This is a genomic window from Arhodomonas sp. KWT (assembly GCF_010993615.1).
Genome location: NZ_WNXE01000014.1, coordinates 14,514 through 36,167 on the forward strand (window position 1 = coordinate 14,514; position 21,654 = coordinate 36,167).

The following is a 21,654-nucleotide window of genomic DNA, read 5'->3' on the forward strand; positions in this document are numbered from 1 at the left end:
GTCAGTCACCGGGTCAATGCGGGTGAGGACAGCGTGGAGCTGGGGCCCACCGAGTTCCGGCTGCTGCACTTCTTCATGACCCACCCGGAACGGGTGTTCACCCGCTCGCAGCTCCTCGACAACGTCTGGGGCACCAACGTCTACGTCGAGGAGCGCACCGTGGACGTCCACGTGCGTCGGCTGCGCAAGGGCCTGGAGCCCACCGGCCACGCCGGGTTGGTGCAGACGGTCCGGGGCACGGGCTACCGCTTCTCCGCCCAGGCGTGACCGTCCCGGCGCCGCCCCGATGATGCCGCGCAACCCCTGGCCGGAGGCCTGGCTGCAGGTGGCCCTGATGGTCGCGGGGGCGCTCGTCGTGGGTGCACTCGCCGGCCGTCCGTGGATGGTGCTGGCGCTGGTGCTGCTCGCCTGGATCGCGTGGCAGGGGCGTATGCTCATGCGCCTGGAGCGCTGGGTCCGCCAGGGCCGCCGGGTCCATCCGCCGCGGCTGGAGGGGGTCTGGGCGCATATCGCGGAGCTGCTGTTTCGCCGCCAGCGCGCCCAGGTCCGCCGTCGACGGCGTCTGGTCTCGCTGCTGCACCGCTTCAAGGCCTCCAGCGACGCCCTGCCGGACGCGGCCGTCGTTCTCCGTGCCGGTGGCGAGATGGAGTGGTGGAACCCGCAGGCGGCGCGCTACCTGGGGCTGCGCTGGCCGCTGGATCAGGGGCAGCGTGTCGCCAACCTCCTGCGTCATCCCGACTTCGCCGAATTCCTCGCCAATGGACAGACCCACGAGGCGGTGAAGATCCCCTCGCCGGTGGACGAGGAGCTCACCCTGGAGATCCGGATCGTGCCCTACGGCGAGGACCGGCGCCTGCTGCTGGCCCGCGACGTCACCCGCGTGCACCGCCTGGAGGTGATCCGGCGGGACTTCGTCGCCAACATCACCCACGAGCTGCGCACCCCGCTGACCGTGATCCAGGGCCTGTCCGAGACGCTGGCGGAGTTCGGCGGCGAGCCGGAGGAGATCAGCCGCTCGCTGGAGCTCATCGACCAGCAGACCCGGCGTATGGGACGGCTGATCGACGATCTGCTCCTGCTCTCCCGCCTGGAGACCGCTGACCGGCCCCGCGAGCCGCGGCAGGTGGACGTTGCTGCGATGCTCGAAGGCGTGGTGGAGGAGGCCCGGGCGCTCAGCGACGGGCGGCACGTCATCCACCTCACCGCGGATCCGGCCCTGGTGGTGGAGGGCGACGAGGGCGAGTTGCGCAGTGCGTTCAGCAATCTCGTGGTCAACGCGGTGAAGTACACCCCCGAGGGCGGGCACATCGACGTGCGCTGGCAGGAGGGCGCGGGCGGCGCCGGCCTGTGCGTCGCGGATACCGGGCCCGGCATCCCCGCCCACCACGTCCCGCGCCTCACCGAGCGCTTCTACCGCGTCGACGGTGGCCGCAGCCAGGCTTCCGGCGGCACCGGGCTGGGGCTCGCCATCGTCAAGCACGTGCTCTCGCGCCACGGTGCGCGGCTCGACATCCAGAGCCGGGTGGGCGAGGGCAGCACCTTCTGCTGCCTGTTTCCGGTCTACCGGCGGGTCCGTGCGGGGGCTGCCGAGCGCCGGCACTGACCGTTCACCGGTTCCGGCGCCGTGCATCCCTTGATGGCGCGGTTAACCCCGTGCCGTCCGGACGACCGGCCCCGCTGGCGTTCGCCGCCATGTCCCATCGGGCAGCGTCGTCACTGGCAGCCAGCGTGGCCCGGGTAATATATCTGTAATTGCGTATATACGAATATCCAAATATATTCCCGGGGTACAACCTCACGGACTGGCGTGCCGGATTGGCCGGTGGTGCTGTGCCGTGGGATATGGAGGTGAATGCATGGGGGAGCCGGCGACGGTAACCGGGGTCATGGACGGCGCCGCTTCGGCGTTTTTCCGGGCATTGGGTGACGAGACACGGTTACGGGCGGTCATGCTGCTGCATGCGGCCGGGGAGCTGTGCGTGTGCGAGCTGACCGCGGCGATCGGAGTCTCCCAGCCGAAGATGTCACGCCACCTGGCGTCGCTGCGTGAGGCCGGACTGGTACGCGATCGCCGCGAAGGGGCGTGGATCCATTACCGGATCGCCCCGTCCCTGCCCGCCTGGCAGCTGCGGGTGCTGGAGAGCACCGCTTGCGAGCTGGCGGCGCGGGCACCATTCACGGCCGACCGGGACCGCCTGGACGCCATGCCGGAGCGCCCGGGCGCGCGCTGTGGCTGAGCGGGGGGCCGTGGAATCGTGAAACGCCGCATTCTGTTCCTGTGCACCGGCAACGCCTGCCGCTCCCAGATGGCCGAGGGATGGGCCCGTCATCTCGGTGGTGAGCGTGTTGACGTGCGCTCCGCCGGCATCGAGGCCCACGGGCTGCACCCGCGGGCGGTGGAGGCGATGGCCGACGCCGGTGTGGATATCTCCGGGCAGGCCTCCCATCGGCTGACCGGCGAGGACCTGCAGTGGGCTGATCTTGTGGTCACCGTCTGCGGACACGCCGACGAGCATTGCCCGGTCCTGCCGCCGGGCACCCGACGGGTGCACTGGGCCGTGGACGACCCGGCCCGGGCCGATGGCGACGGGGACACGCTCCGGGCCATCTTTCACGCCTGCCGTGACGGAATCCGCGAGCGCGTGTCACGGCTTCTCAACGAGGGTGACGACGATGGCGCATGAAGACCTGCCCAATATCGACCCGGAGCTGTTCCGTGCGCCGGACCCCGCCGAGCTTGGCCTGAAGCCGGAGGTGACGCACCCGCCGCGTATCCTGCTGCTTTACGGCTCGCTGCGGGAACGCTCGTTCAGCCGGCTCGTGGTCGAGGAGGCGACGCGACTGCTCCGGGCCATGGGCGCGGAGCCGCGCATCTTCCACCCGAGCGGCCTGCCGCTGCCGGACGCCGGGGATGCGGCGCATCCGAAGGTCCAGGAGCTCCGCGACCTCGCCACCTGGGCGGAGGGCATGGTGTGGTGCTCGCCGGAGCGTCACGGGGCGATGACCGGCGTCATCAAGGCGCAGATCGACTGGATCCCGCTGTCGCTGGGCGCCGTGCGACCGACCCAGGGCAAGACCCTAGCGGTGATGGAGGTCAGCGGTGGCTCCCAGTCGTTCAACGCGGTCAACCAGCTCCGCGTGCTCGGGCGCTGGATGCGGATGCTCACCATCCCCAACCAGTCGTCGGTGCCGAAGGCCTTCATGGAGTTCGGGGACGACGATCGCATGAAACCGTCCCCGTACTACGACCGGATCGTCGACGTCATGGAAGAACTGGTGCGCTTCACCTGGCTGGTCCGGGACCGTGTCGGGGCACTCACCGACCGCTACTCCGAGCGTCGCGAGAGTGCTGACGCGCTCTCGGCGCGGGTCAATCAGCGCGCCCTGTGAGGCGCCGGGCAACAGGAGGGGCGCCTTGAACGCCGAGCAACAGACACAGACCGCCGCACCGGCCGTCAGCGAGGGGATGGGCGTATTCGAGCGTTTCCTCTCCGTGTGGGTGGCGCTGGCCATCGCGGCGGGGGTCGCCCTGGGCCAGTTTGCACCGGCGGTGCCCGAGGCCCTGGCGCGCTGGGAATATGCCCACGTGTCGATCCCCGTGGCGGTGCTGATCTGGGCGATGATCTTCCCGATGATGGCGCAGATCGATTTCACCGCGGTCATCGGCGTGCGCCACCAGCCCCGCGGGCTGATCATCACCACCACCGTGAACTGGCTGATCAAGCCGTTCACCATGTTCGCCATAGCGTGGTTATTCCTGAAGGTGGTCTTCGCGCCGCTCATCCCGGTGCCGCTGGCGAACGAATACCTCGCGGGCGCGATCCTGCTGGGGGCGGCGCCCTGCACGGCGATGGTGTTCGTCTGGAGCACGCTCACCCGCGGGGACGCCGCTTACACGCTGGTGCAGGTCGCGCTCAACGACCTCATCATGCTGTTCGCCTTTGCGCCCATCGTGGTGTTCCTGCTCGGGGTCTCCAGCATCCAGGTGCCCTGGGACACGGTGGCGCTGTCGGTGGTGCTGTACATCGTCATCCCGTTGTCCGCCGGCTATCTCACACGGCGGGCGCTTACCGCGCGGCGCGGCGGTGACTGGTACGAGCAGGTCTTCCTCGCCCGGATCGCCCCGGTGACCCCGGCGGGGCTGATCATTACCCTGGTGCTGCTGTTCGCCTTTCAGGGCGAGGTGATCCTGCGGGCGCCGCTGCACATCGCGCTTATCGCGGTGCCGCTGGTCGTGCAGACCTTCCTGATCTTCTTCCTTGCCTACGGCTGGGCGCGGGCCTGGCGGGTGCCGCACTGCGTGGCGGCGCCCGGTGCGATGATCGGGGCGAGCAATTTCTTCGAGCTCGCGGTGGCGGTGGCCATCGCGCTGTTCGGGCTGCAGTCGGGGGCGGCGCTGGCGACGGTGGTGGGCGTGCTCGTGGAGGTACCGCTGATGCTCGCACTGGTGCGCATCGCCAACGCCACCCGCGGGCACTTTCCTGCCCCCGTGGCGGCCGCCGGTCGGCGGGCGTGATCTGACGCATGGACCCGTCCGGGGCGCGCTGCTAGAGGGTACGGTGCGGAGTCCGGGTGCGGGCTGCCATCGAACTTCAGCCTTGCGTTCACATGTTTGTCATTTTCCATGCCTAGACTTTGCGCCCAGTTGCCCGGCGGGAAAAACAGGCCGGGCCACGTTGCCAGGCCCCCGAACGGGGGAATATCTGCCCGACGTCAACGAGGAGTTACCTGATGCAGACCTGGAAGAAGTCCGCCATCGCGGCTGCCGCCGTGATCACTCTGGGCGCCGCCACCGGTGCGCAGGCGCGTGATCAGATCCGCATCGTCGGCTCGAGCACGGTCTATCCCTTCGCGAGCTATGTGGTCGAGGAGTTCGGTGCCACTACCGATTTCCCCACGCCGGTCATCGAGTCCACGGGCTCCGGCGGCGGCCTGAAGCTCTTCTGCGAGGGCGCCGGTGAGGACACCCCGGACATCACCAACGCCTCGCGCCGCATCAAGGTCAGCGAGTTCCAGCGTTGCCAGGACAACGGCGTGACCGAAATCACCGAGACGGTCGTCGGCTACGACGGCATCGTCTTCGCCCAGTCCGCGGGTGATGAGCCGATCAACCTGACCCGCGAGCAGCTGCTGCTGGCGACGGCCGCCAAGGTGCCGCAGGACGGCAAGCTCGTGGACAACCCTTACAACAACTGGAACCAGATCGACTCCAGCCTGCCGGATCGCGAGATCGTGATCTACGGCCCGCCGACCTCCTCCGGCACCCGTGACGCCTTCGAGGAGCTGGTCATGGAGGCCGCTTCCGAGGACATCGACGCCTACGGCGGCGGCTACACCGATATCCGCCAGGACGGCGTCTACGTCCCCTCTGGCGAGAACGACAACCTGATCGTCCAGAAGCTGGCCCAGAACACCGACGCGTTCGGCATCTTCGGCTACAGCTACCTCGAGGAGAACACCGACAAGATCATGGGTGCCTCCATCGACGGTGTCGAGCCGAAGCCGGAGAAGATCTCCTCGGGTGACTATCCGGTCTCGCGCAGCCTGTACTTCTACATCAAGAACGCCCACGTCGGTCAGGTCCCGGGCATCCAGGAATACGCCAACCTGTTCATGAGCAAGAAGATGATCAGCCGGGTCGGCTACCTCAAGGATCTTGGCCTGATCCCGCTGCCACAGGACGTGCAGGACAAGTACCGTGAGGTGGTCAAGAACCTCGAGCCGCTGAAGCTCTCCGAGCTCAAGTAACACGCGGTGAGGTGGAGCGGAGCGCCATCACCCCACGTGGCGGCGCCCCGCGACTGGAACCGGCCATCCGGAGGGTGGCCGGTTCCTTTGGTAGGGGTTGCGCTTGCGCGCGTTTGCCTTAGGCTTGCGCCCAGTCTCGACCCGCGGTGCAGACGCTGAACGGAGGGCCCGGTGGATACGGGTAATGCAATCCTGGTGTTCTTCGGGGGACTGATCCCCCTGAGCTATGCTGCCTTCGTCATGGGGCGGCGGCGCGCGGTCTCGCTGGCCCGCGGCGGCGGTGAACGCATGCATTCGCGGCCCCAGCAGTATGGCTGGTACGCCGTGGTCTGGATGGCCATGCCGGCCATCGCGGTGGCCCTGGTGGCGAGCTTCGCCGGCCTGCTGGGCATTGCCCATCCGCCGGTGACGATGACCTTTACCGCCGCACTGGTGCTGGCCGCCGGCGGTCTGGCCGCCGGGCTGCACCGGATCCGCCCGGAGCTGCGTGCACGCAATCACCTGGACCGGCTGGTGCGCTGGCTGCTGCTCGCGGCGGCGCTGGTATCTATCGCCACGACGATCGCCATCGTGCTGTCCATCGTTTTCGAGGCGATCCGCTTCTTCAAGGTGGTCAGCATCTGGAACTTCGTGACCGGCACGGAGTGGGCGCCGGACAAGGCCTTCCTGGTCGGTGCCGGCCGGGCCGGCGAGGCGGGCGCCTCGGGGTATACCTTCGGTTCGGTGCCGCTGTTCGCGGGCACGTTCATGGTCACGCTCATTGCGATGGCGGTGGCGCTTCCGGTGGGACTGTTTTCCGCGATCTTCATGTCCGAGTACGCGAGCCGCCGGGTCCGTGGTATGGCCAAGCCGGTTCTGGAGGTGCTCGCGGGTATCCCCACGGTGGTCTACGGCTTCTTCGCCGCGATCACGGTTAGCCCGCTGATCGTGGATATCGCCGCGTTTTTCGGGCTGGACGCGTCCTACAACAACATCCTCTCGCCGGGTCTGGTGATGGGGATCATGATCATCCCCTTCATCTCCTCGCTGTCCGACGATGTCATCAACGCCATTCCCCAGAGCCTGCGGGAGGGGGCGTATGCGCTCGGTACGACGAAGAGCGAGACCATCAAGCAGATCCTGCTGCCGGCGGCCACGCCGGGCATCGTCTCGGCGACGCTGCTGGGCGTCTCCCGGGCGCTGGGCGAGACGATGATCGTGGTCATGGCCGCGGGCCTGCGTCCGAACCTGACCGCGAACCCGCTGGAGGCGATGACCACCGTTACCGTGCGTATCGTCGACGCACTCACGGGCGATCAGGAATTCAACAGCCCGGCGACGCTCTCGGCGTTCGGCCTGGGCCTGGTGCTGTTCATCATCACCCTCTCGCTCAACGTGATCAGCGCCGTGATGGTCCGGCGCTTCAAGCAGCAGTACGACTGAACGGGGCCAGCGCATGAAACTCAAGGGTTCCAGGGACAATCCGCGTCTGCGCCGGCGCTATCGCGCGGAGCGGCGCTTCCACACCATCTGCGGGGGCGCGATCCTGCTCGCCGTGGCGTTCCTGGTGGCGTTCTTCGCAGACATCCTCAGCCAGGGGCTGCCGGCGTTCTACTACACCGAGGTCAAGGCGCAGATCACCTATAACCAGGATACGGTGGAGCTGCCGCCGCTGGCGGTCTCTGACAAGCTGCGGCCCATCGTCTCCCGTGGCGTGCTCCGGGTGATCCCGCAGGAGGTGGAGAAGAACCCGGACCTGCTGGGGACCACCGTGGAGCGCTGGGTGCCGGCGAAGTCCGACATCGACCAGTTCCGCAAGGGGCATACCAAAAAGCTCGATGATGACGTCGTGCAGACCGTCCACGAGCTGGAGCAAAGCGGGCGGCTGCGCACCGCGTTCAATACGCCGTTCTTCACCAACGGCGACTCCAAGCTGCCGGAGATGGCGGGCATCTGGTCTGCGGCGGTGGGCTCGATCTATCTGCTGGTGCTGACATTCCTGTTCGCCTTTCCGATCGGCGTGATGACCGCCGTCTACCTAGAGGAGTTCGCGCCGGACAACCGCCTCACCCAGACCATCGAGGTGAACATCAACAACCTTGCCGCGGTGCCGTCGATCCTCTTCGGCCTGCTGGGGCTGGCGGTGTTCATCAACTTCTTCGGTGTGCCGCGTTCCTCCGCCCTGGTGGGCGGGCTGACCATCGGGCTGATGACGCTGCCGATCATCATCATCTCCTCGCGGGCGGCGCTGCGCGCGGTGCCCGACCCGATCCGGCTGGGTGCCCTGGCCATGGGGGCGACGCGCTGGCAGGTGGTGCGCGATCACGTCCTGCCGCTGTCGCTGCCGGGGATCCTCACCGGCACGATCATCGGCCTGGCCCAGGCCATCGGCGAGACGGCACCGCTGATCATCGTCGGCCTGATCGCCTACATCCCGGATGCGCCGACCTCCATCACCCAGGCGGCGACGGTGCTGCCCGCCCAGGTCTTCACCTGGGCGAGCATGCCGGAGCGGGCCTACGTCGAGAAGACGGCGGCGGGCATCGTGGTGCTCCTCGTCGTGCTGCTGTCCATGAACGCGGCCGCCGTGCTGTTGCGCCGCCGTTTCGAACGCCGCTGGTAGCCAGGGGACCGTAACGCTATGTATTCTGCCGAAACGCTTGAAAGCCGGTCCGAGATGACGAACACCGACACCGAAGACACTACCGCCACCCCACGGGACCGTCACTCGGAGACGCCGCCGACCAAGGTGGAGGTCCGGGACCTGCGCCTGTGGTATGGCGACACCCAGGCCCTGTTCGACGTGAACATGGACATCCAGGAGCGTCAGGTCACCGCGCTGATCGGGCCCTCCGGCTGCGGCAAGTCCTCGTTCCTGCGCTGCCTCAACCGTATGAACGACCTGGTCCCGGGGGTGCACATCGAGGGGCGCGTGGAGCTCGACGGCGAGGACATCTACGACCCGAGCGTGGATGTCGTGCAGCTGCGCTCCCACGTCGGCATGGTCTTCCAGAAGCCCAATCCGTTTCCCAAGAGTATCTACGAGAACATCGCCTACGCGCCGCGGTTGCACGGGCTCGTGAACGGCCGCTCGGAGATGGACGACCTCGTGGAGATGAGTATCCGTCGCGCGGGGCTGTGGAACGAGGTGGCGGACCGGCTGCACACGCCCGGTACGGCGCTGTCCGGCGGCCAGCAGCAGCGCCTGTGCATCGCCCGGGCGATCGCGGTGAATCCGGAGGTGATCCTCATGGACGAGCCCGCCTCAGCGCTGGATCCGCTGGCCACGGCCACCATCGAGGAGCTCATCGACGAGCTCAAAGACAACTACACCATCGTGATCGTGACCCATAATCTCCAGCAGGCCGCCCGTGTCGCCGGCTACACGGCGTTCTTCCACCTGGGGCGGGTCGTGGAGTTCAACGATACCGACACGCTGTTCACCAACCCGCGTGAGCAGAAGACCGAGGACTACATCACCGGGCGTTACGGCTGAGCACCGGTCCAGCGGGGTAGGAAAGGATGGTGGACAAGAAATCGATTTCCCAGCACATCTCCCAGCAGTTCAACGAGGAGCTCGAGGCGATCCTCAACCGCGTCATGGCCATGGGCGGGATGGTCGAGCAGCAGCTCGCCGACGCCTTGGTGGCGATGGTGGAGGGCGACACGGATCGCGGCGAGAAGGTCGTCACCAGTGACTACAAGGTCAACGCCATCGAGGTGGAGCTGGACGAGGAGTGCACCCAGGTGCTCGCCCGCCGCCAGCCCACGGCGAGCGACCTGCGCCTGGTGCTCGCGGTGATCAAGACCATCACGGACCTGGAGCGTATCGGCGACGAGGCCGAGCGTATCGGCCGCATGGCGCTGCATCTGCTGGAGGCGGACCGCCAGAGCGGGCCCATGGGTGAGATCGAGGCCCTGGGCGAGCACGTCAAGGGCATGCTTCGCGGTGCCCTGGATGCGTTCGCGCGCATGGACGCCGAGCAGGCGGTGCGGGTGGCCCAGGAGGACATCACGGCTGACGCGCAGTACGACAGCATCATGCGCCACCTGATGAAGTACATGGAGGATCACCCCAAGGCGATCTCGCCGGTGATGGATATCATGTGGTCGGCGCGTTCGCTGGAGCGTATCGGTGACCGTGCCCGCAACATCTGCGAGTACGTGGTCTACTTCGTCCGCGGCAAGGATGTACGCCATACCAGCTTCGAGCAGATGGCCGCCGAGGCCACCGGCGACCGGCGCTAGCCCGGTCCCGGTAGGCGCCGGTTGCGGACCGCCGATTGTCGATCGCTTCCGAGCGATAGGTTCGCGGCCGATCTGGCGGGATGTCGGCTGCCGGGAGCAGCCGACCTACGGTAGGGGCGGGTTACCGGGTTTGCTGGCGGGAATCCTTTGCGGAACGCCCGTGGAGTAGACCGGCGTTGTAGGTTGGCTGCTCCCGGCAGCCAACATCCCGTCCTGCGGTGCCGGCGACGTCGACCGCCTTGAGCGGCCGACCATACGCCCCCGGCGTGCGCGCGCTTCGCCGGCGGGGCAACGCCAGGATGGCCGCCTCGGGGGCGGTCATGCGCAGGCTCGTCCACATCCGCTTCGGCGTCATCAAAAAACAGACACCGGATACCCCGCAAATCGCTTGATACGCGAGACGGTATCTACGGCAGAGGCCGATCCGCCGCGATCCCGGGCAGGCAGGTCGCTCCTGCCAGCCTACGGCGATCATGGATCGTCCCGGTGCGTCGGGGCGCATGGCCGGTCACCGCGCCGGGGACGATCATTCCCTCAGCCGCCGTAGGTCGTGCGCCGAAGGCGTGCGACATCCCGGATCAAGGCCAGCGGACGTCGTCGGGCACGGGCCGTTGCCGTCGTCCACCGGCCCACGATCATTCCTTCAGCAGCAGCAACTCAAGCAGTGCCTTCTGGGCGTGCAGGCGGTTCTCCGCCTCGTCCCACACCACGCTCTGCGCTCCCTCCAGGACCTCGGCGGTGACTTCCTCGCCGCGGTGTGCGGGCAGGCAGTGCATGAACAGCGCGTCCTCCGCGGCCTGCGCCATCAGTCCGGCGTCCACCTGGTAGGGGCGGAACGCGGCGATGCGCTCCTGCTGCTCGGCTTCGAAGCCCATGCTTGCCCACACGTCGGTGACCACGAGGTCCGCGCCGGTCACCGCCGCCGCCGGGTCGGTGGTCAGGCTGATGCGGTCGCCGTCCACCAGGGACGGATCCGGGGCATAGCCCTCGGGGGCGGCAATGCGTAGGCGGAAGTCGAACAGCCGGGCGGCCCGCATGTAGGACAGGCACATGTTGTTGCCGTCGCCGAGCCAGGCCACCGTGCGGCCGCGGATGTCGCCGCGGTGCTCGAAGTAGGTCTGCAGGTCGGCGAGCAGTTGGCAGGGGTGGGCGTCGTCGGTGAGGCCGTTGATTACCGGCACGCGGGAGTGGTCCGAGAAGCGGGTCACCGTGTCATGGGCGCTGGTGCGGATCATCACCGCATCGACCATGCGCGAGATCACCCGGGCGGTGTCCTCGATGGGCTCGCCGCGGCCGAGCTGGGTGTCCCGCGGCGAGAGGAACAGCGCCGAGCCCCCGAGCTGGGCCATGCCCGCCTCGAAGGACACGCGGGTGCGTGTCGACGATTTCTCGAAGATCATGCCGAGCACGCGGCCGGTCAGCGGTGTGTGCACCGCGCCGTCCGCGTGCAGCCGGCGCAGCTCGGAGGCGCGCCGGAGGATGCCGAGGAGCTCTTCCGGGGTGCAGTCGTCCAGGGTCAGGAAGTGTCGCGGCTGCATGCTCGTCCTGCCTCGCTGTCTGTCCCGCCAGGGGATCGGCCCGGGGCGTCCCTTCGCCTGCACAGGGCCCGGGTGACGAAAATAAAAAAGGCAGCCACGGCGCGGCTGCCTTGCAGGCGATTATAGGGAGACGCCGGCGGGGCGGCAAGCCGCCCCGCCGCGGTCTGTCAGCCGCTGAAGTTGCGGTTGACGAACTCCCAGTTGATGAGGTTCCAGAACGCCTCGAGGTACTTCGGCCGCGCATTGCGGTAGTCGATGTAGTAGGCGTGCTCCCAGATATCGCAGGTCAGCAGCGGGGTCACGCTGGTGTCGGTGACCGGGGTATCCGCGTCGTCGGTCTCGCGGATCTCGACGCGGCCGTCGGCGGTCTTGACCAGCCAGCCCCAGCCGGAGCCGAAGTTGCCGGCGGTCTTCTCGTTGAACTCCTTCTTGAAGTCCTCGAAGGAGCCGAACGCCTGGTTGATCGCCTCGGCGACCGGGCCCGTGGGTTCGCCACCGCCGTTGGGGCTCATGGAATTCCAGTAGAAGGTGTGGTTCCAGACCTGGGCGGCCTGGTTGAACAGCCCGCCGCTGGCCTTGCGGATGATGTCCTCGAGGGGCATCTGCTCGAATTCCGTGCCCTCGATGAGCGCGTTGGTCTTGTCCACGTAGGCCTTGTGGTGCTTGCCGTAGTGGTACTCCAGGGTCTCCTGGGAGATGTGGGGCTCGAGCGCGTTCATCGCGTAGGGGAGTTCGGGCAGTTCGATCTTCATCTTGCAGCTCCTGTGCTTGGATTGCTTGTAGCGCCCCGCGCAAGCCGGGACGGATGGATCGCTCTTTATGGTGCCGGTCTGCCGCGCGCGGCGGCGATGACGGTGTGTCGTCGCAGTCTAGTCAGCCGGGCTGACGCGAGGCAACACGCGTCCGGGAAGGTGGGGGCGGGGAAGGTCGAGTTCAAGCCCGCCCGGAGGCGGGCTTGATTCGCAGGTCAGTGGCGGGTGAGCTGGTCCCGCAGGTTGGCAAAGGGCGTATGGGTGGCGTGCCAGTCGGAGCCGTTCTCGCTGGCGGAGGCGGTTTCGGTGTAAGAAGCCTCCGCGGACTGGCCGGGCAGACCGTCGTCCTCATGGACCTCGGCCCAGGCGTCGGCGACCAGATGCTCGAAGCGACTGCCCTGGATGTCGTGGTCCTGGAGCTTGCGGGGATCCCAACTCTTGATGGCCATATTTGCTGTCCTCCACTGGGGTGTTCCCACTGACAACGGTAGCCAACGCCGCCGGGGCCGTCATCCCGGTCCCGATGAGCGTGAACGGGGTTCATCGGGACGCCGTGTTGCGTGAAACCGGGGTGTGGCAGACTGGTTGGTCCGCCGTCCGGCGGCAGTAACCGGGAAAGGCGCAAAATGGGCGTATTGTCCGCCATCGATCTGCACTGCCACAGTCTGGCCTCCGACGGTGCCCTGGCACCGGCGGAGGTGGTCGCGCGAGCCGCGGCAAACGGCGTACGGGTACTGGCACTGACCGATCACGACACGGTGGCCGGTCTCGATGAGGCGGGCGCCGCCGCGCAGCGGCATGGCGTCGAGCTCGTGCCCGGGCTGGAGCTGTCGGTGACCTGGGCCGGCGGCGACCTGCACGTCGTGGCCCTGGGGGTGGACCCGACGCACCCGGCGCTGACCCGGCTCCTCGACGGCCAGGTCGCCGCCCGCGACGACCGGGCGGCCCGGATCGCGCACAAGCTCGAGCGCGCGGGGGTGGACGGTGCCCTGAACGCGGCCCGGGCGGAGGCCGGCGAGGGTGCCATCGGGCGCGCGCATTTTGCCCGGGCGCTGGTGGCCCGGGGCGTGGTGGACTCCCACCAGGCCGCCTTCCGGCGCTATCTTGCCCGGGGCCGGCGGGCGTATGTGGGCTCGGGCTGGGTCGCCATGACCGAGGGTATCGAGGCCATTCACGCCGCCGGAGGACGCGCGGTGCTCGCCCACCCGACGCGCTACGGTCTCACCGCCACCAAGCTCAGCCGGGCGTGCACCGCCTTCGCCGAGGCCGGGGGCGACGGGATCGAGGTGGTGGTGGGCGGGGGCGGGCCCGGCGACCTGGACGCCGCGCGCTCACGGGCGTTGCGCCTGGGGTTGACGGCGTCGCTGGGCTCCGATTTCCACGAGCCCGCTCAGCGCTGGCGCGAGCTTGGCCACCTGCGCCCGCTGCCCGGCGAGCTCGTCCCGGTCTGGCAGGGCTGGGACCGGGTCGAGGTGCTGACCGACGCCCGCGGTCTGGCGCGCCAAGCCATTTGAGGCGGCAGCCGCGTCAGGCCTCGCCGCCGGCCTCCAGCGTCTCCCAGCGTCCGTAGGCCTCGCCGAGCTCGTCCTCGAGCCGGGCGAGCGTCTCCTTCAGTTCGGCGATGCGCTCGCCGTGATCGCCCTGGTAGAGCGCGGGGTCCGCGAGGGCCTGCTGGGTCTCCTCGATCTCCCCCTCCAGCGTCTCGATGCGCGCGGGCAGGGCGTCGAGCTCGCGCTGGTCCTTGTAGCTGAGCTTGTTGCGGTTGCGGCGTCCGCCGCGCTGCTCCGATGACGCCGCCGGGCGGGCGCTTCGGCCACCGGCGGGGGCCTGCTCCGCGGTACGGCGGCGTTCGTGCTCGGCCCAGTCGCTGTAGCCGCCGACGAACTCGGTGATCCGCCCGCCGCCCTGGAATACCAGCAGGCTGGTGACCGTGTCGTCCAGGAACCGGCGGTCGTGGCTGACCAGCAGCACGGTGCCCTGGAAGGCGGCGATGCGCTCTTCCAATAGCTCGAGGGTCTCGATGTCGAGGTCGTTGGTGGGCTCGTCCATGACCAGCACGTTCGCCGGCTCGGCGAACAGCCGCGCGAGCATCACCCGGCTACGCTCGCCGCCGGAGAGCGAGGCCACCGGGGTGCGCGCCCGTTCCGGGGCGAAGAGGAAGTCCCCCAGGTAGCTGATCACGTGGCGGCGCCGGCCGTTGACGGTGATCTGCTCGCTGCCGCCGGCGACGTTGTCGATCACGCTGGCCTGCTCGTCCAGGGTGCTGCGGTGCTGGTCGAAATACGCCACCTCGAGGTTGGTGCCCCGGCGGATCCGGCCGCTGTCCGGCTCCAGTCCGCCGAGGAGCAGCTTCAGCAGAGTGCTCTTGCCCACGCCGTTGGGGCCGACCAGGCCGACGCGGTCACCGCGCATCAGCAGTGTGGAGAAGTCCTTGACCACCGGGGTGCCGTCGTAGGCGAAGTCCACGTGCTCCGCCTCGGCGACCAGGCGCCCCGAACGCTCCGCCTCCTGGATGGCGATACGGGCCTGGCCGGTGCGTTCACGGCGCTGGGCACGCTCGCGGCGCATCGCCTGAAGGTTGCGTACCCGGCCCTCGTTGCGGGTGCGCCGGGCCTTGATCCCCTGGCGGATCCAGCGTTCCTCCTGGGCGAGCTTGCGGTCGAATTCGGCGTTGGCCTTCTCCTCCGCGGCCAGCGCCTCGGCCTTGCGCCGTTCGTACTCGGCGTAACTGCCCGGCCAGCTCGTCAGCCAGCCGCGGTCGAGCTCGACGATGCGCGTGGCGATCCGTTCGAGAAAGCGCCGGTCGTGGCTGACCACCACCATCGCGCAGTCCAGCCTGGTGAGGAAGTCCTCCAGCCAGTCGATGGTGGTCACGTCCAGGTGGTTGGTGGGCTCGTCGAGCAGCAGCACGTCCGGTGCCGAGACCAACGCGCGGGCGAGGAGCACACGGCGGCGCAGGCCGCCGGAGAGCGCCTCGAACTCCGCGTCCGCCGGGAGCGCCAGGTGTTCGAGCACGGCGTCCACGCGGTACGCCGTCTGCCAGGCCTCGGCCGCCTCCAGCTCGTCGTGCAGGCGCTGCAGGAGGGTCTCGGCGCCGGACTCGCCCCGGGCCATGGCGGCGGCCGCGTCGTGGTGGCGGCGCAGCAGTGCGGCGGCCTCGCCGAGGCCGTCGGCGACCACGTCGAACACCCGGCCGGCGGTGCCGGCGGGGACCTCCTGGTCGAGGGTGGCCACGCGCAGACCGCGGCGGGTCTCGCGCTCGCCGTGGTCGGGCTGAAGTTCGCCGGCGAGCACGCGCAGCAGGGTGCTCTTGCCGGTGCCGTTGCGGCCGATCAGCGCCACGCGCTCGCCGGCGTCCAGGGTGAACCCGGCGCCGTCGATGAGCGTGCGCGGGCCGAGGGTGACGGTGGCGTCTCGCAGTTGTAACAGCATGGTGCGCATTCTACGCGCCCGGCGACGGCGAGCGTTACCGCCGCGGGCGTTGCGCGTGCCGCACCGGCCCGGCATGCTGGCGGTCCGGTATCAGCGAGGCGAGGGCGATGAGCGAACAGGCCGACGATCATCCCTACACCCGCCTCGGCCCGGATACCGTGCTGGACGCGCTGGAGTCCGTCGGCTTCGAGGTGGATGGCCGCCTGCTCCCGCTCAACAGCTACGAGAACCGGGTCTACCAGGTGGGCATCGAGGATCAGCGCCCGGTGGTGGTGAAGTTCTACCGCCCGGAGCGCTGGAGCGAGGCGGCGATCCTCGAGGAGCATGCCTTCGCCGAGGCCCTGGCCGCCGCCGAGATCCCCGTGGTCGCGCCGATACGCCACCGCGGCGAGACCCTGCATACCGTCGCCGGTTTCCGCTTCGCGGTGTATCCGAGTCGCGGCGGGCGCGCCCCCGAGCTCGACGACGCGGACACGCTGGAGTGGCTGGGGCGCTATCTCGGGCGCATCCACACCGTGGGCGAGGCGACCACGTTCCGCCACCGGCCGCAGCTGGACCCCGGCACGGCGGCGACGGCGCGGGAGTACCTGTTATCGGGCGGCTGGATCCCGGACTATCTCCGCGACGCCTACGAGAGCGTGACCGCGGAGCTGGTCACCGGCATTGACGCCGCCTTCGAGCGTGCCGGCGGCGTCGCGTCCATCGCCATCCACGGCGACTGCCACCCCGGCAACATCCTCTGGACCGAGGCGGGGCCGCACATCGTCGACCTGGACGACTGCTGCACCGGGCCCGCGGTCCAGGACCTGTGGATGCTGCTCTCCGGCGACCGCGCCGAGATGACCGGCCAGCTCTCCGACATCCTCGCCGGCTACGAGGACTTCCGTGACTTCGACCGCCGCGAGCTCAACCTGGTGGAGGCGCTGCGCACCCTGCGGGTCATGCGTTACGCCGCCTGGCTCGCCCAGCGCTGGCACGACCCGGCGTTCCCCCGGGCCTTCCCCTGGTTCGCGGAGCAGCGCTACTGGGAAGAACACCTGCTGGGCCTGCGTGAGCAGCTCGCTGCCCTGCAGGAGCCGGTGCTGGTGGTCTGAGTGCTGCCGCGCACGCTCACCGTCGGCGAGACGGTCATCCCGTTGCGGCGGCGCGTCCAGCGCCGGCGCACCATCGCGCTGCACCTGCTGCCCGGGCCGGTGCTGGAGCTGCGCCTGCCCCGGGGCTGTCCCGAGGCGGTGGTGCGGCGGTTCCTGGACAGCCGCCGGAGCTGGGTGGAGCGCGCGCTGCCGGGGCTGCCCGTGCCGCGGCGGCTGGAGGAGGGGGCTCCGCACCCGGTGCTCGGCGTGGAGTACCCGCTACGCCTGGAGCGTGCGGGGCGCTACGGGGGTGAGGTCCGCGACGGGACGCTGCGGCTGACGCTGCCGGGGCTGGACGAGGGCCGGGTGGCGGAGGCGCTGCGGCGCTTTTACCGGACCCGGGCGGAACGGGTCTTCGCCGAGCGGCTGTCACACTGGTGCGACCGTCTTGCCCACTGGCCCATCGGCCAGCCGGGGCTGCGTCTGCGGCGGATGCGCCGCCGCTGGGGGAGCTGCTCCCGCAGCGGCGAGGTGACCCTCAACGTGCGTCTCGTCGAGCGCGACGAGGCGCTGATCGATCTGGTGGTGGTCCACGAGCTCTGCCACCTGCTCGAGTTCAACCACTCCCGGCGCTTCTACGCCCTGATGGACGAAGCCCTGCCGGACTGGCGGGCGCGCTCCGAGGCGCTCGATAGCGGGGCGTTGGGGCCGGACGTCTGAGCCGGGCGTGGTTCTGGACAGGCCGTGCCGGTTTCCGGCCACGTTGCGCGGCTCGGCTCCGTCTCTGGCCCGGCCGTCGGCTGTCGTCGCTGAGCCGCCGCGCCTGCATGTTCCCGGAGCGGAAGACCGGCAGGTCGTGCACGGCCGCGGGCCGTGTGCGACGTCCTCAATGACCGAGCGGGATGTCGCACGCCTGCGGCGCACGACCTACAGCAGAGGCCCGGGGCGGTGACCGGTCACGTAGGTCGGCTGCTCACGGCAGCCGACATTCCCCGTGACGGACTCGACGCTTCACCCGGGGCCGGCCTCCCGCACCGGGATCCCGGGCCGGTTGGCCGGTACGGTTGCCACCGGCCTCAGCCGTTGCTCACCTTCTTGGAGGCGCGCTTGCGCTCGTTCTCGGTGAGCAGCTTCTTGCGCAGGCGCACGGCCACCGGGGTGACCTCGACGAGCTCGTCGTCGTCGATGAACTCGAGCGCCTGCTCCAGCGTGAAGCGTGTCGGCGGGGTAAGGATGATGTTCTCGTCCGAGCCGGCGGCGCGCACGTTGGTGAGCTGCTTGGCCTTCATCGGGTTGACGACCAGGTCGTTGTCCCGGTTGTGGACGCCGATGACCATGCCCTCGTAGACCTCGTCGCCCGGGCCGATGAGCATCTCGCCGCGGTCCTGGAGGTTGAACAGGGCGTAGGCGATGGCCTTGCCGGGGGCGTTGGCGATCATCGCGCCGTTGATGCGCTGGCCGTAATCGCCGGTCTTCACGGGCCCGTAGTGGTCGAAGACGTGATACATCATCCCGGTGCCGGAGGTCGCGGTGAGGAACTCCGTGCGGAAACCGATCAGCCCGCGCGCGGGGATAGTGTAGTCCAGACGCACGCGGCCCTTGCCGTCCGGGAGCATGTTGGTGAGCTCGCCGCCGCGCTCGCCGAGCTTCTGCATCACCGCGCCCTGGTAGTCCTCCTCGGTGTCGACGGTGAGCTGCTCGTAGGGCTCCTGCTTCACGCCGTCGACCTCGCGGACGATGACCTCGGGCCGGGAGACGCCGAGCTCGTAGCCCTCGCGGCGCATGTTCTCGATCAGCACCGCCAGGTGGAGCTCGCCACGGCCGGAGACCCGCAGCTTCTCCGGATCGTCGGTCTCCTCGACGCGCAGGGCGACGTTGTGCTGGAGCTCGCGCTCGAGGCGCTCGCGGATCTGGCGGGAGGTGATGTACTTGCCCTCGCGCCCGGCGAACGGCGAGGTGTTGACCTGGAAGGTCATGCTCACTGTGGGCTCGTCCACGGTGAGCGCCGGCAGTGCCTCCGGGGTCTTGGGGTCGCAGAGGGTGTCGGAGATGTGCACGCCGTCGATGCCGGTGAAGGCGATGATGTCGCCGGCCTGGGCCTCGTCCACCTCGACGCGCTCCAGCCCCAGGAAGCCGAGCACCTGCAGCAGGCGGGCGTTGCGGCGGTTGCCGTCACGGTCCACGACGGCAAGCTGCTGGTTGGGGCGCACCCGGCCACGCTTGATCCGGCCGATGCCGATCACGCCGACGTAGCTGCTGTAGTCCAGCGAGCTGACCTGCATCTGGAACGGCCCCTCGGGGTCCACCGTGGGGGCGGAGACGCGGTCGCGGATGACCTCGAACAGCGGGGTCATGTCGCCCTCGCGGGCCTCGGCATCCATGCTGGCGTAGCCGTTGAGCGCCGAGGCGTAGATCACCGGGAAGTCGAGCTGGTCGTCGTCCGCGCCGAGGTTGTCGAACAGGTCGAAGGTCTGGTCCAGCACCCAGTCCGGGCGCGCGCCGGGCCGGTCGATCTTGTTGATCACCACGATGGGGCGGAAGCCCTGGGCCAGCGCCTTCTGGGTGACGAAGCGCGTCTGCGGCATCGGTCCGTCCACCGCGTCCACGAGCAGAAGCACCGAATCCACCATGGAGAGCACGCGCTCGACCTCGCCGCCGAAGTCGGCGTGGCCGGGAGTGTCGACGATATTGATGCGGTACTCGCCCCACTGGATGGCGGTGTTCTTCGACAGGATCGTGATGCCGCGCTCGCGCTCCAGGTCGTTGGAGTCCATGACGCGTTCCGGCGCGTCTCCCCGGGTGGCCAGGGTGCCGGACTGCTGCAGGAGCTTGTCCACGAGGGTGGTCTTGCCATGGTCCACGTGGGCGATGATGGCGATGTTGCGAAGCTTGTCGATCACGTTGCCGGGGGCCTCGGTGCCGCAGAATGGGCGCGTATCTTCAGGTATTTGCGCGCGCCTGTCGAGGGTCGTCGACGCCACCGGCCGGTATTCCCCGTGTCCCGCCCCCTTACTGCCGTTCCCGGCTGGGCCGGAATGATTTTATTGCTCAGATGTTGACGTCTAAAAATTTTAGGTATTAGATAAAACCATAAAGATTCGCTGGCGATTTGCTCGAAATTTATCGCCACATTCGGTCGGGCACTGATGCCCGGGGACTGTCCCGCCCCGGCGGCCCGCCGCATATAACGACAAGCACGATCCCCGTGGCACCGAATCCATGGCGGAGTGGAGGAGACAACATGGCCCTGTCCCGTCCGCACGGCGCCTGCCGTGCCCCCGTGTGTCTGTCCCGGCCCGCGTCGCCGGCACGCCGAGCCGTGCCTGTCGCCGGCTGAGTCCCCGCCGCCGCACTCACCCCGATCCGGAGGACACATGGCCAGACAGCACATCGCCCATGCACTGGAGATAGCGCTCTCGGCGCTTATTCTCGCCGGACTGTTCTACGTCGCCTTCTTCGTGAAGCCGTCAGTGGAGGTCCCGGACGTTCGACGCTCGGCGATCGAGCCCCGCGACAATTTCTACGGCGTCGCCTCGCCGGGGGACGACGGTGCCGTGGTCTGGGCCGCCGGGCGGGCGGGCAAGATCATCCGCAGCGACGACGGCGGTGAGCACTGGCGTGCCCAGGAGACCCCGGTGTTCCACCACATCCAGGATATCGCCGCCTGGGACGCGGATACCGCGGTCGCCGCAGGTGACCAGGGCACCGTGCTGATCACGCAGGACGGCGGCGGCCACTGGCGCTCGGTGGACGCGCCGACCCGGCCCCGGGGCGGCAGCCAGTTCCTGCGCGTGCGCATCGACACGCAGGACCGGGCCTGGATCACCGGGACCATGGGCGTGCTGCTGGTCAGCGGCGACAACGGCCGCAGCTGGCGGCTTACCCACCCGAAACAGGACATTGGCTGGAACGACGTCACCGTGGCCCCGGACGGGACCGTCTGGCTCGTCGGCGAGTTCGGCACGATCAAGCGTTCCGGCGACGGCGGCGCAAGCTGGCAGGCGGTGGATTCCCCCACCGATTCGAGCCTGATGTCCGTGACCTTCTCGGACACCGACCACGCCGTCGCGGTGGGGCTCTCCGGGACGGTGCTGACCACCTCGGACGGCGGCGCGCACTGGCAACGCCGTCAGGCCGGGACCGGGGCACACCTGTTCGACGTCGCCTGGGACGGGGCGCGTTACCTCGCCGTGGGCAACGGCGGTGTCCTGGTCACCGGGAGCGCGGACGGCGGGAGCTGGAAGGCCGGGTCGATCGCCCCGGGCGATTTCGGTTGGTACACGGAGGTGACCCCGGTGGCCGGCCACACCTATATCACCGGCCAGACGCTGGGGACGCTCGCCGACGGGCGGTGGCGCGCTTTCCGCGGCCGGCCGGCCCCGGGCAACGATGAGGAGGCCTCCCGTAATGGTTGAGCGTATTGCCAGGGCGTGCATCCGCCACCGGGTGGTGTTCATGGCCGTGATGGTGGCGGTGACGGCGGTGATGGGCGTGTTCGCCACGCGGCTGGACGTGCGCACGATCTTCACCGACCTCCAGCCCGCCGGGCACCCGTATATCCAGACCAACGAGCGCTACAAGGAGACCTTCGGCGGCGCCAACTCGGTGACCATCATGGTGCGGGTGGACGAGGGGGACATATTCCGGCTCCCGGTGCTGCGCACGATCCAGCAGATCACCCGTGACCTTCAGCAGGTCGACGCGGTCAACCAGTTCCAGATCGTCTCGCTGGCCACCAAGAAGCTCAAGAACGTGCGCGCCTCGACCTACGGCATCGAGTCGCTGCCGCTGATGTGGCCGGACCTGCCCGAGGACGAGGAGGGCGTGAAGGCCCTGCGCAAGGCCGTCATCGCCAATCCGACGGTCTACGGCCAGTATGTGTCT

Annotated in this window: 20 protein-coding genes and 1 pseudogene; 16 read left to right on the forward strand and 5 right to left on the reverse strand. The window is 68.9% G+C overall.

Annotated features, from left to right (window positions below):
* From G7A99_RS04755 to phoU, 11 genes are all read left to right on the forward strand, one after another.
* Nucleotides 1–267, forward strand: a 267-nt coding sequence (locus tag G7A99_RS04755; RefSeq protein WP_205599736.1) for a winged helix-turn-helix domain-containing protein, incomplete at its 5' end; no start/stop codon positions are given.
* 19 nt (nucleotides 268–286) lie between these two features.
* On the forward strand, nucleotides 287–1,603 hold the full coding sequence (gene phoR, locus G7A99_RS04760) for a phosphate regulon sensor histidine kinase PhoR (protein WP_018717960.1): 1,317 nt from the start codon (nucleotides 287–289) through the stop codon (nucleotides 1,601–1,603).
* Nucleotides 1,604–1,856: 253 nt separating this feature from the next.
* On the forward strand, nucleotides 1,857–2,237 hold the full coding sequence (locus G7A99_RS04765; RefSeq protein WP_018717961.1) for a metalloregulator ArsR/SmtB family transcription factor: 381 nt from the start codon (nucleotides 1,857–1,859) through the stop codon (nucleotides 2,235–2,237).
* Between the two features lie 18 nt (nucleotides 2,238–2,255).
* Nucleotides 2,256–2,684, forward strand: coding sequence for an arsenate reductase ArsC (locus G7A99_RS04770; RefSeq protein WP_018717962.1), 429 nt, complete (start codon nucleotides 2,256–2,258; stop codon nucleotides 2,682–2,684).
* Complete coding sequence (arsH, locus tag G7A99_RS04775) at nucleotides 2,674–3,390, forward strand: arsenical resistance protein ArsH (RefSeq protein ID WP_018717963.1); 717 nt, start codon at nucleotides 2,674–2,676, stop codon at nucleotides 3,388–3,390. The genes G7A99_RS04770 and arsH overlap by 11 nt, the downstream gene beginning before the upstream one ends.
* Nucleotides 3,391–3,466: 76 nt before the next feature.
* Entirely contained in the window at nucleotides 3,467–4,516 is a 1,050-nt protein-coding gene (arsB, locus tag G7A99_RS04780; protein WP_084594147.1) for an ACR3 family arsenite efflux transporter, read from the forward strand.
* 215 nt (nucleotides 4,517–4,731) lie between these two features.
* Nucleotides 4,732–5,748: a PstS family phosphate ABC transporter substrate-binding protein gene (locus tag G7A99_RS04785; RefSeq protein ID WP_163139063.1), complete on the forward strand. Its 1,017-nt coding sequence runs from the start codon at nucleotides 4,732–4,734 to the stop codon at nucleotides 5,746–5,748.
* A gap of 171 nt (nucleotides 5,749–5,919) precedes the next feature.
* Nucleotides 5,920–7,170 carry a phosphate ABC transporter permease subunit PstC gene (pstC, locus tag G7A99_RS04790; protein ID WP_163139064.1) on the forward strand — a complete coding sequence of 417 codons (1,251 nt, stop codon included), beginning with the start codon at nucleotides 5,920–5,922 and terminating at the stop codon, nucleotides 7,168–7,170.
* 13 nt (nucleotides 7,171–7,183) lie between these two features.
* Nucleotides 7,184–8,350, forward strand: coding sequence for a phosphate ABC transporter permease PstA (gene pstA / locus G7A99_RS04795; protein ID WP_163139065.1), 1,167 nt, complete (start codon nucleotides 7,184–7,186; stop codon nucleotides 8,348–8,350).
* 54 nt (nucleotides 8,351–8,404) lie between these two features.
* Nucleotides 8,405–9,223: a phosphate ABC transporter ATP-binding protein PstB gene (gene pstB, locus G7A99_RS04800; RefSeq protein WP_163139066.1), complete on the forward strand. Its 819-nt coding sequence runs from the start codon at nucleotides 8,405–8,407 to the stop codon at nucleotides 9,221–9,223.
* Nucleotides 9,224–9,249: 26 nt separating this feature from the next.
* Nucleotides 9,250–9,975 carry a phosphate signaling complex protein PhoU gene (phoU, locus tag G7A99_RS04805; protein WP_018717969.1) on the forward strand — a complete coding sequence of 242 codons (726 nt, stop codon included), beginning with the start codon at nucleotides 9,250–9,252 and terminating at the stop codon, nucleotides 9,973–9,975.
* A 635-nt stretch (nucleotides 9,976–10,610) separates the two neighbouring features.
* Here phoU and argF read toward each other — a convergent pair.
* The 3 genes from argF to G7A99_RS04820 form a co-directional block, all read right to left on the reverse strand.
* Nucleotides 10,611–11,513 carry an ornithine carbamoyltransferase gene (gene argF, locus G7A99_RS04810; RefSeq protein ID WP_163139067.1) on the reverse strand — a complete coding sequence of 301 codons (903 nt, stop codon included), beginning with the start codon at nucleotides 11,511–11,513 and terminating at the stop codon, nucleotides 10,611–10,613.
* A 167-nt stretch (nucleotides 11,514–11,680) separates the two neighbouring features.
* Nucleotides 11,681–12,265 (reverse strand): superoxide dismutase, encoded by a 585-nt coding sequence (locus tag G7A99_RS04815; protein ID WP_018717971.1) that lies wholly within the window; start codon nucleotides 12,263–12,265, stop codon nucleotides 11,681–11,683.
* A gap of 215 nt (nucleotides 12,266–12,480) precedes the next feature.
* Nucleotides 12,481–12,714, reverse strand: coding sequence for a hypothetical protein (locus G7A99_RS04820; protein WP_018717972.1), 234 nt, complete (start codon nucleotides 12,712–12,714; stop codon nucleotides 12,481–12,483).
* A gap of 177 nt (nucleotides 12,715–12,891) precedes the next feature.
* On the opposite strand from G7A99_RS04820, the gene G7A99_RS04825 reads away from it, so the two are divergent.
* Complete coding sequence (locus tag G7A99_RS04825; protein ID WP_163139068.1) at nucleotides 12,892–13,779, forward strand: PHP domain-containing protein; 888 nt, start codon at nucleotides 12,892–12,894, stop codon at nucleotides 13,777–13,779.
* A gap of 13 nt (nucleotides 13,780–13,792) precedes the next feature.
* Here the strand turns inward: G7A99_RS04825 and G7A99_RS04830 are convergent, their stop codons facing one another.
* Nucleotides 13,793–15,706: an ATP-binding cassette domain-containing protein gene (locus G7A99_RS04830; RefSeq protein ID WP_163139069.1), complete on the reverse strand. Its 1,914-nt coding sequence runs from the start codon at nucleotides 15,704–15,706 to the stop codon at nucleotides 13,793–13,795.
* A 98-nt stretch (nucleotides 15,707–15,804) separates the two neighbouring features.
* On the opposite strand from G7A99_RS04830, the gene G7A99_RS04835 reads away from it, so the two are divergent.
* A complete protein-coding gene (locus G7A99_RS04835) occupies nucleotides 15,805–16,791 on the forward strand; it encodes a serine/threonine protein kinase (protein ID WP_018717975.1) in 987 nt (328 codons plus the stop codon).
* Nucleotides 16,792–17,490, forward strand: a complete 699-nt coding sequence (locus tag G7A99_RS04840) for a M48 family metallopeptidase (protein ID WP_163139070.1) — start codon at nucleotides 16,792–16,794, stop codon at nucleotides 17,488–17,490.
* A gap of 356 nt (nucleotides 17,491–17,846) precedes the next feature.
* Here G7A99_RS04840 and typA read toward each other — a convergent pair whose 3' ends face one another.
* On the reverse strand, nucleotides 17,847–19,670 hold the full coding sequence (gene typA, locus G7A99_RS04845; RefSeq protein WP_163139071.1) for a translational GTPase TypA: 1,824 nt from the start codon (nucleotides 19,668–19,670) through the stop codon (nucleotides 17,847–17,849).
* 474 nt (nucleotides 19,671–20,144) lie between these two features.
* Here typA and G7A99_RS04850 point away from each other — a divergent pair, with 474 nt between their 5' ends.
* Both G7A99_RS04850 and G7A99_RS25205 read left to right on the forward strand, forming a co-directional pair.
* A complete protein-coding gene (locus tag G7A99_RS04850) occupies nucleotides 20,145–21,185 on the forward strand; it encodes a YCF48-related protein (protein ID WP_163139072.1) in 1,041 nt (346 codons plus the stop codon).
* A pseudogene (locus G7A99_RS25205) lies at nucleotides 21,178–21,654 on the forward strand (RND transporter); the annotation flags it as partial. The gene G7A99_RS04850 and the pseudogene G7A99_RS25205, both read left to right, overlap by 8 nt.

What these genes read in the sequence shown, in the direction of transcription:
- G7A99_RS04815 (WP_018717971.1), bottom strand. Translation starts at nt 12,265, where the DNA reads ATGAAGATCGAACTGCCCGAACTCCCCTACGCGATGAACGCGCTCGAG.
- G7A99_RS04765 (WP_018717961.1), top strand. Translation starts at nt 1,857, where the DNA reads ATGGGGGAGCCGGCGACGGTAACCGGGGTCATGGACGGCGCCGCTTCG.
- G7A99_RS04820 (WP_018717972.1), bottom strand. Translation starts at nt 12,714, where the DNA reads ATGGCCATCAAGAGTTGGGATCCCCGCAAGCTCCAGGACCACGACATC.
- G7A99_RS04830 (WP_163139069.1), bottom strand. Translation starts at nt 15,706, where the DNA reads ATGCGCACCATGCTGTTACAACTGCGAGACGCCACCGTCACCCTCGGC.
- G7A99_RS04835 (WP_018717975.1), top strand. Translation starts at nt 15,805, where the DNA reads ATGAGCGAACAGGCCGACGATCATCCCTACACCCGCCTCGGCCCGGAT.
- G7A99_RS04825 (WP_163139068.1), top strand. Translation starts at nt 12,892, where the DNA reads ATGGGCGTATTGTCCGCCATCGATCTGCACTGCCACAGTCTGGCCTCC.
- arsH (WP_018717963.1), top strand. Translation starts at nt 2,674, where the DNA reads ATGGCGCATGAAGACCTGCCCAATATCGACCCGGAGCTGTTCCGTGCG.
- G7A99_RS04785 (WP_163139063.1), top strand. Translation starts at nt 4,732, where the DNA reads ATGCAGACCTGGAAGAAGTCCGCCATCGCGGCTGCCGCCGTGATCACT.
- phoU (WP_018717969.1), top strand. Translation starts at nt 9,250, where the DNA reads ATGGTGGACAAGAAATCGATTTCCCAGCACATCTCCCAGCAGTTCAAC.
- pstB (WP_163139066.1), top strand. Translation starts at nt 8,405, where the DNA reads ATGACGAACACCGACACCGAAGACACTACCGCCACCCCACGGGACCGT.
- phoR (WP_018717960.1), top strand. Translation starts at nt 287, where the DNA reads ATGATGCCGCGCAACCCCTGGCCGGAGGCCTGGCTGCAGGTGGCCCTG.
- G7A99_RS04850 (WP_163139072.1), top strand. Translation starts at nt 20,145, where the DNA reads ATGGCCAGACAGCACATCGCCCATGCACTGGAGATAGCGCTCTCGGCG.
- pstA (WP_163139065.1), top strand. Translation starts at nt 7,184, where the DNA reads ATGAAACTCAAGGGTTCCAGGGACAATCCGCGTCTGCGCCGGCGCTAT.
- argF (WP_163139067.1), bottom strand. Translation starts at nt 11,513, where the DNA reads ATGCAGCCGCGACACTTCCTGACCCTGGACGACTGCACCCCGGAAGAG.
- arsB (WP_084594147.1), top strand. Translation starts at nt 3,467, where the DNA reads ATGGGCGTATTCGAGCGTTTCCTCTCCGTGTGGGTGGCGCTGGCCATC.